Below are 15,422 nucleotides of genomic sequence, written 5' to 3' on the forward strand. Positions count from 1 at the left end.
GACATCATCATGAGCCAACAACTGCAAACCATCATCGACCAGGCCTGGGAAAACCGCGCCGAGATCAATCCGCGCAACGGCACGGCCGAACTGCGCGACGCCGTCTCCCACGTCATCAATGGCCTGGACAACGGCAGCATCCGCGTGGCGGAAAAAACCTCGGGCGACTGGGTCGTCAACCAGTGGGTCAAGAAAGCCGTGCTGCTGTCGTTCCGCCTGGAAGACAACGTCGTCCTGCCATCGGATGGCACGATGCAGTTCTACGACAAGGTGCCGACCAAGTTCGCCAACTACACGGCCGAAGACTTCGCCAAGGGCGGTTTCCGCGTGGTGCCGCCTGCCGTCGCCCGCCGCGGCAGCTTCATCGCCAAGAACGTCGTGCTGATGCCGTCCTACGTCAACATCGGCGCCTACGTCGATGAAGGCGCCATGGTCGACACCTGGGCCACCGTCGGTTCCTGCGCGCAGATCGGCAAGAACGTCCACCTGTCCGGCGGCGTCGGCATCGGCGGCGTGCTGGAACCGATGCAAGCGAACCCGACCATCATCGAAGACAACTGCTTCATCGGCGCCCGTTCGGAAATCGTCGAAGGCGTGATCGTCGAAGAAAATTCCGTCATCTCGATGGGCGTGTACATCGGCCAGTCGACCAAGATCTACGACCGCGCCACGGGCGAAGTGACCTACGGCCGCGTGCCGGCCGGTTCCGTCGTGGTCTCGGGCAACCTGCCTTCAGAAGACGGCAAGTACTCGCTGTACTGCGCCGTGATCGTCAAGCGCGTGGATGCAAAAACCCGCGCCAAGACCGGCATCAACGAACTCCTGCGCGGCATCTGATGACACCTCTGTAAACCTGCTGCGCGTCGCGGGGCGCGACCGGCGATGCTCACCGTACGCATGTACGGTTGCGCTTCTCGGCCACGCCGCGCATCCGCTCGCTACGGTTTGCAGAGGCGTCGAGACGCACGTAAAAAATCATGTCCTGCCATCCGGCGGGACATTTTCATTTCCAACTAGCAACTTCAATCGTCCCGCTGTCCTCTCCCATCCTGTCCTATACTGGATGGCATGAATACTCCTCCCGTATTGATCGTCGGCGCCGGTCCTACCGGCCTCATGCTTGCCTTGCGCCTCGCGCGCCATGGCGTCGATTGCCGCATCATCGATAAAAACAGCGGCCCCGGGCAGGCGTCGCGGGCCATGGCCGTGCATGCGCGCACCCTGGAGTTTTACCAGCAGCTGGGCTTTGCCGACGAACTGGTGCACCTGGGCATCAAGATCAATGCCATGCACATCCACGAAGGCGGCGAAGAGTTGGTAAAACTGGCGCTGGGCGAGATCGGCGAAGGGCTGAGTCCCTACCCTTTCGTGCTGAGCCTGCCCCAGGACGAGCATGAACGCTTTCTGATCAGCAAGCTGGCGGCGGCCGGCGTGCACGTGGAATGGAATGTCACGCTGGACTTGTGGACGCAGGACGATAGCGAAGTGCAAGCCATCCTGCTCAACAATGGCGAACGACAATATTGTACGTTTGACTATATCTGCGGCTGCGACGGCGCCCGCAGCAAGGTCCGCGAGATCGCCGGCTTTGACTTTTCCGGCGGCACCTACGACCACCTGTACTACGTGGCTGATGCGCAAGTGGCCGGCAACAACACGGATTTGCATGCCCACCTTGGCGCGAACTCTTTTGCGCTGATGTTGCCCGTGCGCACCAGCGGCATGCAGCGCCTGATCGGCATCCTGCCCGACCGTCCCGACGGCGCGCCGGCACCCGTCTTCGACGATGTGCGCGGCGACGTGGAAAACCTGCTGGGCATCCGGGTCGAACACGTGAACTGGTTTTCCACCTATAAAGTCCATCACCGCGTGGCGGGCCAGTTCCGTGCGCGCCGCTGCTTCATTTTGGGCGACGCGGCCCACCTGCACAGTCCCGTGGGCGGCCAGGGCATGAACACGGGCCTGGGCGATGCCGTCAACCTGGCCTGGAAGCTGGCGCAAAAGCTGCATGGCCAAAGCAACGACGCCCTGCTCGACACCTATGAAAGCGAGCGCATCGTGTTTGCCCGCAAGCTCGTCGCCACCACCGACCGCGCCTTCCAGGCCATCGTCGCGCAGGGCATCGCCGGACAGTTCCTGCGGCGCTGGCTGGTGCCGCACACGCTGCCCTTCCTGTCCGGCTTTGCGCGGGCGCGCCGCTTGCTGTTCAAGACCGTGTCGCAAATCGAGATCAGCTATGAAGACAGCGCCCTCTCCGCCGGCCATGCGGAATACCTGCGCGGCGGCGACCGCCTGCCGTGGTTCTCGGACGGCACGCAAGACAATTTTATCGCCCTGCGCAGCATGGATTGGCAATTACACATCTATGGCGAGCCGGCGCCCGAACTGCTCGACGAGGCACGCGTGCTGAAACTGCCCGTGCATTGCTATACCTATAACGTGGCCGCCAAGCTGGCCGGCCTGGGCCGCGACGCGGCCTACCTCGTGCGCCCCGACGGCCACATCGCGCTGGCCCTGCACTTGCAGGAAAGCGGCGCCCTGCGCGCCCTGGCCTTGCGGCTGGGCCTGCATTTCGGTTCTTCGGAATGTGGGAAGACGACGCCCCGGCCTGTGTAAGAGACAACGCCGCAGGTTTGTGCTGCATCAAGGCAGATAGAGTTAATCTCCTTGCTTTGTTTGCTTTGTTTGACTTGCTATCCTATGCTGAGACTTGCCTTTCAAGGATACGGCCATGTCGAACACACATCGCAACCACTCAACAAATGACCAGCCAGCCTGCGAAGCCGAAGATGCTGAATCGGCATCCCCGCTGGCTGAGCAGCTGGGCGCCACACTGGCTGCCAGCGCCACAGGCTTGCGCTTCAACATTGCGCAAGACACTTTCCAGGAAGCCTATGCATCGCTGCTGGACGCCGTGCCGCGCGACGACCGCCCCGCGCTGCTGGCGCAAATGCGGCACGATCTCGATATCGTGGCCGAGCGGGAGCTGAGCATGGCTTCCGGCAACGATACGCAGACAGGCCACGTCAGCACCCGGCAATTCATGCGCGGCCTGGAAGAACAGGAACGGCATCAGCGTGAAAAAGACGTGGCCTCGCACAGCTTGCTGTCCGGCCCCGAATTGCGCGCCCGGCTGGCAGTCACGCCGCAGGCACTCAGTGCGGCACTGAAAGCCAGACGCCTGTTCGCCTTGCGCGGCGCCTCCGGCGAATATGTTTATCCGGCATTTTTCGCCGATCCCCGCCATGACCGCCACACCCTGGAAAAAATCAGCAAAATTCTCGGTGACTTGCCCGGCGCCGCCAAATGGGACTTTTTTACCGTCCCGCGCCTGTCGCTGGGCGGCAAGTCGCCGCTGCAAGCCTTGGCAAAAGGAAAACTCGACGCTGTGATGGCGGCCGCCCGCGCCTACGCCGACGAATAGCGGCGCAACCGTGGCAACATTGCGCCACGCCCAGGCTGGCGATGGCGTCCGCCACGCCGCTATCCGCGCACCGCGACTTCGGCCAGGTGGCCACGCAACTGGGCATTCGCAGCGCCTGGCCCTGAACCTGCCCGTGACATGCAACCGTGTTGCACTGCCGCATCGACTGCGCATCGACTGTATAATGGCGGCTACCATCGCATTTTGACCTGGCGCAAGCGCCGCGATCAAGCGAACCGCATTCATTCCCCTTAGCCCTACCCATGACGACCATTACACTCTACGGTATCCCCAACTGCGATACCGTCAAAAAGGCCCGCACCTGGCTGGCCGCGCAGCAACTCGATTTCACCTTCCACGACTTCAAGAAGCAGGGCCTGGAACGCGCCACAGTGGAAGCGTGGCTCGGGCAATTGCCGTGGGATGTGCTGGTCAACAAGAAAGGCACGACCTGGCGCGCCCTGTCCGACGAGCGCAAAGCCGCCACCGTCGACGCCGCCAGTGCCCTGGAACTGATGCTGGAAAACCCATCCATCATCAAGCGCCCCGTGCTGGACAAGGATGGCCAGTTCAGCGTGGCGTTTTCCGATGCGCAGTACAAGAGCATTTTTTCAGTTTAAACCCGACACCTGCAAAGCTGGGGTCGTACGGGGACGCCGAGTCCCAAGGGTACGCCCCCGCTCCACACCATGACCACCTCCAAAACCCTCGCCCTGACCGAAAAACTGATCGCCCTGTCCTCGGTCACGCCCGACGACAAGGGCTGCCAGCAGCACCTGATCGACCTCCTCACCCCGCTGGGCTTCGTCTGCGAAACGATCCAGTCGAACGACGTCACCAATCTGTGGGCACGCCGTGGCACGACGTCCCCCGTGTTCGTCTTTGCCGGCCATACGGACGTGGTGCCGACCGGCCCCGTCGAGCAATGGCGCTCGCTGCCCTTCATTCCCACGCACCGCGACGGCAAGCTGTACGGCCGTGGCGCGGCCGACATGAAGACGTCGATCGCCGCCATGGTGGTGGCTTGCGAGGAATTCATTGCCGCCACGCCCGAACACACGGGCTCGATCGCCTTCCTGATCACCAGCGACGAGGAAGGCCCGGCCACGGACGGCACCGTCATCGTCTGCGAGCAACTGAAGGCGCGCGGCGAGCAGATCGACTATTGCCTCGTGGGCGAGCCGACCTCGAGCGCGCAGCTGGGCGACATGATCAAGAACGGCCGCCGTGGTTCGCTGTCGGGCCGCTTGACCATCAAGGGCGTGCAAGGCCATATCGCCTACCCGCACCTGGCGAAAAACCCGATCCACGAAGCGGCGCAGGCGCTGGCCGACCTGGTCGAGGAAAAATGGGACGCGGGCAACGAGTATTACCTGCCGACCTCGTGGCAAATGTCCAACATCAACGCGGGCACGGGCGCCAACAACGTGATCCCGGGCGACATGGTGATTGACTTTAACTTCCGCTTTTCCACGGCCAGCACGGCCGAAGGCTTGCAGGAACGGGTCCACGCCATCCTCGACAAGCATGACTTGCAGTACGATTTGCAGTGGACCCTGAGCGGCCTGCCCTTCCTCACGCCGCGCGGCACCTTGAGCGATGCGCTGTCGTCGGCCATCCTCGAAGAAACGGGCCTCACGACGGAGCTGTCGACCACGGGCGGCACCTCGGATGGCCGGTTTATCGCGCAAATCTGCCCCCAAGTGATAGAATTCGGGCCGCCCAATGCCAGTATTCACAAGATCGACGAGCACATCGAACTGCGCCACATCGATCCCCTGAAGAATATTTACCGGCGCACGCTGGAGCATTTGCTGCCCGTCTGAACCAGAATACCGAGGCCCGTCACGGCGGGCCAGAACACCGTCTTTTCGAGAATGCCATGACCCCGAACCCGTTTTCCACGCCACGCGACCTGCTGCGCTACGCCGTTACCCGTTTTAATACCGCCAAGCTGTTTTTCGGCCACGGCAGCGCCGAAGCGTTCGACGAAGCGGCTTATCTGATCCTGCACACCTTGAAGTTGCCGCTCGACAAGCTCGAACCGTTTCTCGACGCCAAGCTGCTGCCGTCGGAAGTGGCCAGCGTGATGACGGTCATCGACCGCCGCAGCATCGACCGCGTGCCAGCCGCCTACATCACCAAGGAAGGCTGGCTGGGCACGTATAACTTCTACGTCGACGAGCGCGTGATCGTGCCCCGCTCCTTCATCGCCGAGCTGATCCCTGAATACTTCTCGCCGTGGGTGGCGGAACCGGAAGCCGTGGAAAACATCCTGGAACTGTGCACCGGTTCGGGCTGCCTGTCCATCATGATGGCCGACGCCTTTCCGAACGCCCAGGTCGACGCCGTGGACATTTCCGCCGACGCGCTGGCCGTGGCCAAGCGCAACGTCGACACGTACAAATTGCAAGACCGCGTGAACCTGATCGAATCAGACCTGTACACGAACGTGCCGGCCAAGAAATACGATTTGATCATCAGCAACCCGCCGTACGTGAATTCCGCGTCGATGGGCGCCCTGCCCCAGGAATACCTGGCCGAACCGCAAATCGCCCTCGACGGCGGCAGCGACGGCATGGACCTGGTGCGCAAGATCATCGCCGGCGCAGCCGAGCGCCTGACGGACGACGGCATCCTGATGATTGAAATCGGCAACGAACGCGCCTACGCGGAAGCGGCCTTCGGCGAGCTGGGCCTGACTTGGCTGACGACGAGCGCCGGCGACGACATGGTATTCCTGCTGACGGCCGAGCAGCTCAAGCTGGTTTGATCGACTTGGTAGGTCGGATTAGCGTAGCGTAATCCGACATGCCTGTGCGGCACCCGTCGGATTACGCCCTTCGGGCTAATCCGACCTACACGATGTTTTTACGGCGAGGGGTAAAGCCCAGCCTTTACAAAGAAAAAAATGATACGTTTCCTACAAGTAAGCCTGATGCGCGGCATCAAACCGTTGCTCGAACAAGTCGATGTCACCCTCAATCCGGGCGACAAGATCGGCCTGATCGGCGCCAATGGCGCGGGCAAATCGAGCCTGTTCGCCATGATGCGCGGCGAATTGCACCCTGACCAGGGCGAGATCGATTTCCCGGCCAAATGGCGCGTGGCTTACGTGGCGCAGGAAACGCCGCCGCTGGACCGTGCCGCGCTCGATTACGCCATCGACGGCGACGTGACCTTGCGCAAGCTGGAAGCGGAACTGGCGCGCCTGGAATCGGAACCGGCCACGTCGGAAAACGGCATCGCCATCGGCGAGATCTACAGCGCCATGGCCGATGCCGATGCATATACCGTGCAGTCGCGCGGCGAGCAATTGCTGCTGGGCCTGGGCTTTACCCTGGACCAGATGCAGCAGCCTGTCGCCAGTTTCTCCGGCGGCTGGCGCATGCGTCTGAACCTAGCGCAAGCGCTGATGTGCCCGTCCGACCTGCTGCTGCTCGATGAGCCGACCAACCACTTGGACCTGGACGCCATCATCTGGCTGGAAGACTGGCTCAAGCGCTACGCCGGCACCTTGCTGATCATTTCCCATGACCGCGACTTCCTCGATGAAGTGGTCAACGTCGTCGTGCATATCGACGAGCGCAAGCTGAAACGCTATTCGGGCAACTATTCGAGCTTCGAGCGCCAACGCGCAGCGCAGATGATCCTGGCCGCCGGCGCGCTGGAAAAGCAGCAGCGCAAGCGTGCCCATCTGGAATCGTTCGTGAACCGCTTCAAGGCGCAAGCCTCGAAAGCCCGCCAGGCGCAAAGCCGCATGAAGGCGCTGGCGAAGATGGAAGAACTGGCGCCGCTGCGCGCCGCCGCCGAATTCTCGTTCGAATTCCGCGAGCCTTTGAGCGCCCCGAACCCGCTGCTGGTGATGGAAGACGTCGATGCGGGCTACAAGATCGAAAACGAAGCGACGGGCGAGATCACGCACAAGACCATCGTCAACGGCATCAAGTTTTCGCTGCAGATCGGCCAGCGTATCGGCCTCCTGGGCCAGAACGGCGCCGGCAAATCGACGCTGATCAAGACCATCGCCGGCGAACTGATGCCATTGACGGGAGACGCCACCATGGGCAAGGGCCTCAACATCGGCTACTTCGCCCAGCACCAGGTGGAAATGCTGCGCCACGACGAATCGCCGCTGTGGCATCTGGCGAAGATCGCCCCGACCGTGCGCGAGCAGGAACTGCGCAACTTCCTGGGCGGCTTCAACTTCCCCGGCAACATGGTCACCGCGTCGATCGCGCCGTTCTCGGGCGGCGAAAAAGCCCGCCTGGCGCTGGCCCTGATCGTCTGGCAGCGGCCGAACCTGCTGCTGCTCGATGAACCGACCAACCACCTGGATCTGGAAACGCGCGAAGCGCTGACGGAAGCGTTGGCCCAGTTCGAAGGCACCTTGGTCGTCGTGTCCCATGATCGCCATTTGCTGCGCGCCACCACGGACGAATTCATCATCGTGGCCGACGGCAAGCTGCAGCCGTTCGACGGCGACCTGGACGACTACAAGGATTGGCTGTTCAAGACCAAGCTGGGCAAGGGTACCGATGTGCTGCCGGCCGCCGGCAAGGCCAACAAGACCGACTTCCCGGTAACGTCGTCCGTCCCTGCGCCGGCCGCCGCCCCTGCCGCGCCCGTGCGCGACAAGCGCCAGGAAGCGGAAGACCGCCAGAAGGCGGCCGCCCTGCGCAAGCCGATCGAAAACAAGATCAAGCGCCAGGAAGAGCAGATTGCCAAGCGCAACGCGCAAAAGGCGGAAACGGAAGAAAAGCTGGGCGAGCCGACCATCTACGACGCGGCCAACAAGGCCAAGCTGAAACAGTTGCTGGCCGACCAGACCTTCTTCACCAAGGACCTGGCGCAGCTGGAAGCGGAATGGCTGGACTTGCAGGATCAGCTGGAAAAACTCGGTTAATCAAGCAGCGACAAAAGACGACCTTCAGGTCGTCTTTTTTTTTAGGCCACCTGCATGGGACCGGGGCTGCGGATTGCCATCAGGCGGTCGATGTCGACGAGGATCAAGCGGCGTCCCGCCACCGTGGCCAGGCCCAGCAGGTAATCGGCCTCCGCCTCGCCCAGGCCGGGCACGGCGGCGATGTCGGCGGGCGCCAGGCTGACGATATCGGTGACGCCGTCGACCACCATGCCCATCACGCCATTACTCAGCTGCAGAATGATCACGTCGGTGGCCGGGTCTGGCGCGCCGTGGGCGCTGCCGAACGCGGCACGCATATCGACGATGGGGATGATCACGCCGCGCGAGACGGCCACGCTGTGCAGCACTTCCCCTTCCGAAGAAAAACGGTCGAGCTCCTTGAGGGCACGCAATTCCCGCACGCAGCGGTAATCGAGGCCGTATTCCAGGCCGCCCAGCCGAAAGCTCAAGTACTGCGTCAGGGATTGCGCGGTGCCGCGTTCCGCCGTCGCTGCGGCGCCAGGCTTGGTCGTGGGCTGCATGGTGTTCCTTTCATCCGGTAAGCGCTGCCAGGATGCGCAGTGGCGCAACGTTGGCCCATGCTAACCAGCATCCCCGCCTCCAGCGTTGAGAAACATCAACTTTCCCGGAAGACATCATCGACTGGCCGCCCGCCCTTGCGCCGGCGCAGCCATCTTCCCTTACAATACCCACATCACTCCCTACAGGCAGGCCATGCAACACCTCGTCAACCCCGCTGAAGTTGAATTTTCCGCCATCCGCGCCCAGGGCCCGGGCGGGCAGAACGTCAACAAGGTGTCCAGCGCCATCCATCTGCGCTTCCCCATCGCCGCCTCGTCGCTGCCGGAAGCATACAAGGAGCGTCTGCTGGCCCTGCGCGACAGCCGCATCAGCAAGGATGGCGTACTGGTGCTCAAGGCGCAGCAGTCGCGCAGCCAGGAGCAGAACAAGGAAGAAGCCTTGCGCCGGCTGCAGGAAATCATCGACAGCGTCACGTTCCTGCCCGCCGTGCGGCGCGCCACCAAGCCCACGCGCAGCTCGCAGCGGCGCCGCCTCGACAGCAAGAGCACGCACAGCGTGCTCAAGCAGTCGCGCGGCAAGGTCACGGATTAAACGCTAGGGCGGCGGCGCATACGTCCAGTCCAGGCTGCCCGTGCTGTCCGCGAACACGGCTTGCGTGGCCGGCGTGGCGCTGCGCAGCAAGGCCTTGATTTCTTTCGGCGGCCGGTCGTAGACCTTGGCCGGCCCGGGCGGCACGACCAGGGCGCGCACCGTCGTTTCTCCATCGACCAGGCCCAGGCTGCAGCGCGACTGGCCAGCCGTCGCCTGCCGCTCCTGGCGCAGCTGCGCCACCAGGGCCAGCATCTGCGCCTGCAGGATTTCCGACTGCTTGACTTCCACGCGCAGCCGCGCCACCTCCTTCAGGACGGGAGCGATGCGCGCGGCCAGCTTGTCGTATTGCAGCTGTTGCGCCGGCTGCAGCTGCAATTCGCCGCGCCGCAGCTGGCCCGCCAGGGTCAGGTAGTTGCGTACTTCCGGCAACTGCGCGATGGCATCGATTTCCTGCTGGCGCTTGTGCTGCACCTGCTGGTACTGCGCGGCCTTGGCCAGACTCTCGGCGATCTGTTGCTCCAGGGCGCTCAAATCGGGCACGAGGGGAAATAGCAGCATTTCCACCTGCTTGCGCGGGCCGGCGCTGCCGATGCGGATGGTGCGCGCCGCCACGGCGCAGCCTTCGGCCAGTTCGATGACGACCTCGTCGGCGATGATCTCGCAATTGCTGGCGCTGTCGATCACCACGCGCGTGCCGGCGATGACACAGCTTTCGGCGCGCTTCACATGCACTTCGCCGCTGAGTGCCTGCAGCACGGAACCGGAAGCGACGCCCTCGACGCGCACGTCGCCGTGTTCATTGAACGCCGTGCCGCCCACCAGGTTGCGCTGCAACAAGATCAGTCCGCCATGCGAGTGCAAATGGCCATACACGTCGCCATGGATGGTGATATCGCTGCCGTCGAGCTGACGCTGCTCCTGCACGTCGCCATACTCCTCGTAGGCGGCGCGCAGCTTCAGATTGCCCGTGGTGCGGCTGCTGACGCCTTCGCGGCTGACGATCTTGTTCTCGATGGAGATCTTGCCGCCCTCATCGACATTCACGTAACCAGCCTGGGTGGCCACGACGAAATCGCCATCGCTGAAATGTCCGACCGCCGTGCCCGGCCCCGCCACTGTGGCCAGGTCCAGCGCCAGCGGCGCGGGCGGCGGCAGGGCCTTGCCGGCCAGGTCATAGCCGGGCAAGCCGGGCGCACCTGGCAGCAGACGCAGCAGGCGCGCGTGTTTTTTGACTTGCGGAAAGCGGTTCTTGAAGCTGAGCAAATCGAGGCGGCCATCGGAGCGTTCGCGCGGCGCATCGTCGCGGTGGATGCCTTGCGACACCTCCACCAGTTGGGCGTCGCGCCCCGGCTGCGGCGGCAGCACCCGCGCCACCGTGATGCGCTCGGCCTTGCCGCTGGCGAGAATGGCGCGCACGGCCACACTATCGATGCCGTAGTGCACACCCTTGCACCACAGGTCAGCCACCAGCTCGTCAAACTCGCGGCGCACAGGCACCTGGCCATCGGCGTCAGGAAGCAATGCTTCAAAGTAAAACTCGGCGCTGTCGCCGTGGATCTTGACCTGTTTATACAGGGCGCGGCGCTGGGGTGAAAATGGCGCCACGCGCACGGCGATGCGCAGCAAGGCGTCACCCTTGGGCGCGGCGCGGGGCGTGGGGGCATGAAACAGGGTCAGCAGGAACAAACCGTAATCGAGGCCAGCCAGCAACTGCCCCGACTGGAACAGCTGGTCGACGGCGGCGCGCAGCTGCGCCGGCGCCAGCGACAGGTCCAGGAACACGCCCCCGTCGCGCTGGACCAGGCCGTACGGCAGGCCGCCTGCGGGGGCCGCATCAGGAACGGGTGTGTCGTCGTCGCTCACCACTTGCCTCCCCCTGCAACACATTCGGAGAATTGTCTCAGTGCACTAGAACAATATCACGGGGCGTGGCGGTATGCCGGATTAGCATAATCCTGGCGCAACAAACAGGGGAATGAAAAATGGAGATGGATGTTTCAGGTAAAGTCACGACATCTGGCAAGACCGTAGCGAGCGGAAGTGAATTGTGGCCGAGAAGCGGAACTGTACTTTAGTACAGTGAGCATCGCAGGCCACAAGTCGCGACGCGCAGTAGGTATTGCCGGATGTCATCAACGACGCGGCGGATTCGAGTAAATATCCTGGCCCACTTCGTTGATCTGGCGGCGCAGGTCGCGGCGCTCGTCGGGCGTCATGCGGCCCGTCCGGCGTGAGGCGTCCGCGCCCTCGTTGGCGCGGCGCTGCTCTTCGGCGCGGGTGTCGAAACTGCGTGCGTCACGCTGTTCGCGCAGTCGCGTATCATTGCTATTGCTGCGCTGTACCTGTTCATACCGCTGGGCCTGCATTTGCTGCTGGTCGTCACGGCGTGGCGGCGGCTGGTTTTGCGCCAGCGCCAGGCTGGCGGCAAACACGGAACAAACGGCAAATGCGGACAGCACAGTCGTACGTGCGGCAATAGCTGCGCTGGGAGCGGCGTGAATTTTTTTAGTAAAGATATTCATTGAGTTCCTCTTCCGCGATGCCGTATAAACTAAAGCTGATTTCCACTGTGGCCCCAGTGTATGATGCTTTACACGGTGCAGTAAGAGTAATTGGGTAAAGTTTGTAACACTTTGTAATGGGTCGCCACAGCCCCTTGCCGACGCCGCGCGAGGCGTTACTATAGCAACTAATATAAGATAACACGACACCCTAAATGACCACAACCTCCACTACCGGCAGCAATACAACAACGCAATCGATCCATGGCCACCAGGCAAAAATCATGGTGGTCGATGACGATGTGCGCCTGCGCGACCTGCTGCGGCGCTACCTGACCGAACAGGGCTTCAATGTCTTCACGGCAGAGAGTGCGACGGCCATGAACAAGCTGTGGCTGCGCGAACGCTACGACCTGCTGGTGCTCGACCTGATGCTGCCGGGCGAAGACGGCCTGTCGATCTGCCGCCGCCTGCGCGGCGCGGGCGACCAGACGCCGATCATCATGCTGACGGCCAAGGGCGAGGACGTAGACCGCATCGTGGGCCTGGAAATGGGCGCCGACGACTACCTGCCGAAACCATTCAACCCGCGCGAACTGGTGGCCCGCATCGGCGCCGTGCTGCGCCGCAAGGGTCCCGATGAAATCCCGGGCGCGCCGTCGGAAACGCCGCAAACCTTCGAATTCGGCGACTTCGTGCTGGACCTGGGCACGCGCACCTTGAAAAAGAATGGCGAAACGGTGCCGCTGACCACGGGCGAATTTTCCGTATTGAAAGTGTTTGCCCGCCATGCGCGCCAGCCGCTGTCACGCGAAAAACTGATGGAACTGGCGCGCGGACGCGAATACGAAGTGTTCGACCGCAGCCTGGACGTGCAGATTTCTCGCCTGCGTAAACTGATCGAACCCGATCCGTCGAGCCCGCTCTTCATCCAGACCGTGTGGGGCCTCGGCTACGTCTTCATCCCGGACGGACAGCCGCGCTGATCGCTGGCGAGGCATGATGAAGCTTGTTCCCGATATCAGCCTGGCGCGGCTGAAAAGCGGCCTGTTCTGGCGCACCTTTTTGCTGCTCGGCACCTTGACCACGGTCAGCATGATCACCTGGATCGGCATGATTTCCGTCATCCAGCGCGAGCCGCAGGCGCAGCAGATTTCCGCCCAGATCATTTCCGTCGTCACCATCACGCATGCGGCACTGACGCACTCGGCGCCCGAGCTGCGCCGCGAGCTGCTGTTCGACCTCGTCAGCAACGAAGGCATCCGCATCTTCTCGCTGGAAGAGGACGACCGCATCGAGCCGCCGCCCGACAATTACCTGATGCCCGAGATCGAGGCGCTGGTGAAGGCCAAACTGGGCAAGGACACGCGCTTTTCCGCGCGCGTCAACGGCGTGGCCGGCTTCTGGGTCAGCTTCAAGATCGACGACGACGAATACTGGCTGATGCTGGACCGCGAGCGCCTGCGCGGCCTCACGGGCTTCCAGTGGCTGGGCTGGGCCAGCCTGGTGTCCCTGCTGTCGCTGCTGGGCGCGGCCATCATTTCCAGCCTGATCAATCTGCCGCTGTCGCGTCTGACGGCGGCCGCGCGCGACATCGCCAAGGGCAAGCAGCCGGCGCCGTTGCCGGAAAAAGGGCCGATCGAAATCATCGAGGCAAACCGCAGCTTCAACCAGATGGTCGATGATCTGAAACAGGTGGAATCGGACCGCGCCGTGATTCTGGCCGGCATTTCGCACGACTTGCGCACGCCGCTGGCGCGCATGCAGCTGGAAGTGGAAATGGCCAACCTGTCGGACGAGGCGCGCGAAGGCATCCAGTCCGATATCGGGCAGATGGACGCCATCATCGGCCAGTTCCTCGACTACGCCAAGCCAACGGAAGCGTCGAGCTTTACCGATGTCGACCTCAGCGGTTTGCTCCACGATATGACGCGCGAAGCGATGCGCCTGCCGGATGTGAAGCTCAACGCCACCATCGCCGATGGCGCGCATGCGATGGGCAACCCCACCGACTTGCGCCGCGTGCTGAACAACCTGATCGAGAATGCGCGCCGCTATGGCAAGACGCCGGGCAGCGACGTGACGGAAATCGACATCGCCTGCCAGGTGCGCACCAGCCACGGCGCGAAAAAGGTGATCATCGAGGTACAGGACCACGGCACGGGCGTGCCGGCGGAAAAGATCGAGCAGCTGATGAAACCGTTCACCCGCCTCGACACGGCGCGCGGACAAGCCAACGGCGCTGGCCTGGGCCTGGCCATCGTCGACCGCGTGCTGCTGCGCCACGGCGCCGAACTGCAGGTGCGCAACCGCGAAGGCGGCGGCCTGGCGTTTCAGATCAGCTTGCCGGCGGCATAAGCGGCGTAGGTCGGATTAGCGAGGCCTTGCCTCGCGTAATCCGACAACATTGTTGACCTGGGCCGCTGGTGGTGTCGGCTTACGCGCTTTGCGCTAAGCCGACCTACGCCGTCCGATGCAGGTTCCGGCACCAAGGCCGCCCGGCAGCCATCACGCCGACGCCTGCTCCTGCGCCAACAATTTACTCATCAACAATTCCGTCGCCCCGTAGCCGTACAGGGAATCGCTTTCCATGCCCGGCGTGTCGAAGGGAATCGATTCCTCGCGGTTCAGCTTGGCAGGATCGGCGTCCGCATAGCTGGCGCGCCAGGCGCGCTGCAAGGATTCATTGCGGCGGATAAAGGCCGGCATGGGCCAGGCATCGCGCTCCCAGTGGAGGCTGTCGCCCAGCAGGGGCCAGCGCTCGTTGAGCAGGGCCATGTCCCCCGTGCGCAGGCGGCGCACGGCCTGTTCCGGCCGCAAGCCTTCCAGCTCTTCCAGCGCGGGCAAACTGTCGCGCTTCGGCCCGAACATATACGCCAGCATGATGCGCCCGGCAGGCGCCCTGCGCGCCACCACGCCGACGGCATAACCGCCGCCCGGCAGGGGCACGGCAAACCAGCTGCCTTCTCGGTATGGTAATGATTTCATTTCTGCAGACTCCCCCAAAATCGTGTTCGGGGCACAGTCTACGCGAAGCAAAGGCTATGTGGCGCATGGTACGCCACAACAACAAACCAATAGTTACAATATTTTCTCGTCATAGTGATACTGGGCAACAATTGGCCCCGCCTTGAACAGCGCTTCTTTCATGGCCGCATCAAGGCGCGCGTCGCGGCGGCGCATCCATTCGAGCAGCATGGCCGCTTCCTTGCGGCTCGTGTCGCCCGCATGCGCCAGCACGCGGCGCAGTTCGGGGTCCGTGCACGCCTCGAAACGCTGGCTGTTCAAGTCCAGCGCCTGCAGCGCGGCGATGGTGGCGCCAATGGCGCGGTGCATGTCGAGCGCGGTGGCCGGCAAGCCGGATTCTTCCAGTGGGACGGTGGTCATGCGCATTCCTTTTCGCGTGGTGGTGACATCGGCTGCATTCTCCACCGCGCGGGCGAAAAGCTCAAGCGTC

The 15,422-nt window shown here is 63.1% G+C and carries 15 protein-coding genes; 10 read left to right on the forward strand and 5 right to left on the reverse strand.

Annotation, left to right across the window (positions count from 1 at the left end; translation table 11 throughout):
* The first annotated feature begins 9 nt into the window (after positions 1–9).
* The 7 genes from dapD to JAB4_RS20965 all read left to right on the forward strand — a co-directional run bounded on the left by dapD (position 10) and on the right by JAB4_RS20965 (position 8,330).
* The gene (gene dapD, locus JAB4_RS20935) at positions 10–837 is read left to right on the forward strand and encodes a 2,3,4,5-tetrahydropyridine-2,6-dicarboxylate N-succinyltransferase (protein ID WP_070223998.1); all 828 of its coding nucleotides are present in this window, start codon (positions 10–12) and stop codon (positions 835–837) included.
* 231 nt (positions 838–1,068) lie between these two features.
* A complete protein-coding gene (locus JAB4_RS20940; RefSeq protein WP_071650265.1) occupies positions 1,069–2,616 on the forward strand; it encodes an FAD-dependent oxidoreductase in 1,548 nt (515 codons plus the stop codon).
* 115 nt (positions 2,617–2,731) lie between these two features.
* Complete coding sequence (locus JAB4_RS20945) at positions 2,732–3,424, forward strand: hypothetical protein (RefSeq protein WP_070311408.1); 693 nt, start codon at positions 2,732–2,734, stop codon at positions 3,422–3,424.
* A 263-nt stretch (positions 3,425–3,687) separates the two neighbouring features.
* Entirely contained in the window at positions 3,688–4,044 is a 357-nt protein-coding gene (locus JAB4_RS20950) for an ArsC family reductase (RefSeq protein ID WP_070224002.1), read from the forward strand.
* 69 nt (positions 4,045–4,113) lie between these two features.
* Positions 4,114–5,250 carry a succinyl-diaminopimelate desuccinylase gene (dapE, locus tag JAB4_RS20955; protein WP_070224004.1) on the forward strand — a complete coding sequence of 379 codons (1,137 nt, stop codon included), beginning with the start codon at positions 4,114–4,116 and terminating at the stop codon, positions 5,248–5,250.
* Positions 5,251–5,306: 56 nt separating this feature from the next.
* Positions 5,307–6,197 (forward strand): 50S ribosomal protein L3 N(5)-glutamine methyltransferase, encoded by an 891-nt coding sequence (prmB, locus tag JAB4_RS20960; RefSeq protein ID WP_070224006.1) that lies wholly within the window; start codon positions 5,307–5,309, stop codon positions 6,195–6,197.
* Between the two features lie 138 nt (positions 6,198–6,335).
* Complete coding sequence (locus tag JAB4_RS20965; protein WP_070224008.1) at positions 6,336–8,330, forward strand: ATP-binding cassette domain-containing protein; 1,995 nt, start codon at positions 6,336–6,338, stop codon at positions 8,328–8,330.
* 41 nt (positions 8,331–8,371) lie between these two features.
* Here the strand turns inward: JAB4_RS20965 and JAB4_RS20970 are convergent, their stop codons facing one another.
* Positions 8,372–8,872 carry a chemotaxis protein CheW gene (locus JAB4_RS20970; RefSeq protein ID WP_070224010.1) on the reverse strand — a complete coding sequence of 167 codons (501 nt, stop codon included), beginning with the start codon at positions 8,870–8,872 and terminating at the stop codon, positions 8,372–8,374.
* 193 nt (positions 8,873–9,065) lie between these two features.
* Between JAB4_RS20970 and arfB the strand changes: the two genes are divergently transcribed.
* Complete coding sequence (arfB, locus tag JAB4_RS20975) at positions 9,066–9,464, forward strand: alternative ribosome rescue aminoacyl-tRNA hydrolase ArfB (protein WP_034749850.1); 399 nt, start codon at positions 9,066–9,068, stop codon at positions 9,462–9,464.
* Positions 9,465–9,467: 3 nt separating this feature from the next.
* Here the strand turns inward: arfB and JAB4_RS20980 are convergent, their stop codons facing one another.
* Both JAB4_RS20980 and JAB4_RS20985 read right to left on the reverse strand, forming a co-directional pair.
* Positions 9,468–11,327, reverse strand: a complete 1,860-nt coding sequence (locus JAB4_RS20980) for a flagellar assembly protein A (RefSeq protein WP_227742008.1) — start codon at positions 11,325–11,327, stop codon at positions 9,468–9,470.
* 269 nt (positions 11,328–11,596) lie between these two features.
* A complete protein-coding gene (locus tag JAB4_RS20985; RefSeq protein ID WP_070224012.1) occupies positions 11,597–11,986 on the reverse strand; it encodes a hypothetical protein in 390 nt (129 codons plus the stop codon).
* 263 nt (positions 11,987–12,249) lie between these two features.
* Here JAB4_RS20985 and ompR point away from each other — a divergent pair, with 263 nt between their 5' ends.
* Positions 12,250–12,951, forward strand: a complete 702-nt coding sequence (ompR, locus tag JAB4_RS20990; RefSeq protein WP_223278807.1) for a two-component system response regulator OmpR — start codon at positions 12,250–12,252, stop codon at positions 12,949–12,951.
* A 13-nt stretch (positions 12,952–12,964) separates the two neighbouring features.
* Positions 12,965–14,323, forward strand: a complete 1,359-nt coding sequence (locus tag JAB4_RS20995; protein WP_070224014.1) for a sensor histidine kinase — start codon at positions 12,965–12,967, stop codon at positions 14,321–14,323.
* A gap of 150 nt (positions 14,324–14,473) precedes the next feature.
* Here JAB4_RS20995 and JAB4_RS21000 read toward each other — a convergent pair whose 3' ends face one another.
* The gene (locus JAB4_RS21000; protein WP_070224016.1) at positions 14,474–14,953 is read right to left on the reverse strand and encodes an Imm26 family immunity protein; all 480 of its coding nucleotides are present in this window, start codon (positions 14,951–14,953) and stop codon (positions 14,474–14,476) included.
* A gap of 93 nt (positions 14,954–15,046) precedes the next feature.
* Positions 15,047–15,352: a hypothetical protein gene (locus JAB4_RS21005; RefSeq protein ID WP_070224179.1), complete on the reverse strand. Its 306-nt coding sequence runs from the start codon at positions 15,350–15,352 to the stop codon at positions 15,047–15,049.
* Between the last annotated feature and the right edge of the window lie 70 nt (positions 15,353–15,422).

The organism is Janthinobacterium sp. HH102 (genome assembly GCF_001758625.2).
Taxonomy (GTDB): Bacteria; Pseudomonadota; Gammaproteobacteria; order Burkholderiales; family Burkholderiaceae_D; genus Janthinobacterium.

Coding starts and splice junctions, on each gene's coding strand:
- JAB4_RS20995 (WP_070224014.1), top strand. CDS start 12,965: ATGATGAAGCTTGTTCCCGATATCAGCCTGGCGCGGCTGAAAAGCGGC.
- dapD (WP_070223998.1), top strand. CDS start 10: ATGAGCCAACAACTGCAAACCATCATCGACCAGGCCTGGGAAAACCGC.
- dapE (WP_070224004.1), top strand. CDS start 4,114: ATGACCACCTCCAAAACCCTCGCCCTGACCGAAAAACTGATCGCCCTG.
- JAB4_RS20940 (WP_071650265.1), top strand. CDS start 1,069: ATGAATACTCCTCCCGTATTGATCGTCGGCGCCGGTCCTACCGGCCTC.
- JAB4_RS20950 (WP_070224002.1), top strand. CDS start 3,688: ATGACGACCATTACACTCTACGGTATCCCCAACTGCGATACCGTCAAA.
- JAB4_RS20985 (WP_070224012.1), bottom strand. CDS start 11,986: ATGAATATCTTTACTAAAAAAATTCACGCCGCTCCCAGCGCAGCTATT.
- JAB4_RS20970 (WP_070224010.1), bottom strand. CDS start 8,872: ATGCAGCCCACGACCAAGCCTGGCGCCGCAGCGACGGCGGAACGCGGC.
- arfB (WP_034749850.1), top strand. CDS start 9,066: ATGCAACACCTCGTCAACCCCGCTGAAGTTGAATTTTCCGCCATCCGC.
- ompR (WP_223278807.1), top strand. CDS start 12,250: ATGGTGGTCGATGACGATGTGCGCCTGCGCGACCTGCTGCGGCGCTAC.
- prmB (WP_070224006.1), top strand. CDS start 5,307: ATGACCCCGAACCCGTTTTCCACGCCACGCGACCTGCTGCGCTACGCC.
- JAB4_RS21000 (WP_070224016.1), bottom strand. CDS start 14,953: ATGAAATCATTACCATACCGAGAAGGCAGCTGGTTTGCCGTGCCCCTG.
- JAB4_RS20965 (WP_070224008.1), top strand. CDS start 6,336: ATGATACGTTTCCTACAAGTAAGCCTGATGCGCGGCATCAAACCGTTG.
- JAB4_RS20945 (WP_070311408.1), top strand. CDS start 2,732: ATGTCGAACACACATCGCAACCACTCAACAAATGACCAGCCAGCCTGC.
- JAB4_RS21005 (WP_070224179.1), bottom strand. CDS start 15,352: ATGACCACCGTCCCACTGGAAGAATCCGGCTTGCCGGCCACCGCGCTC.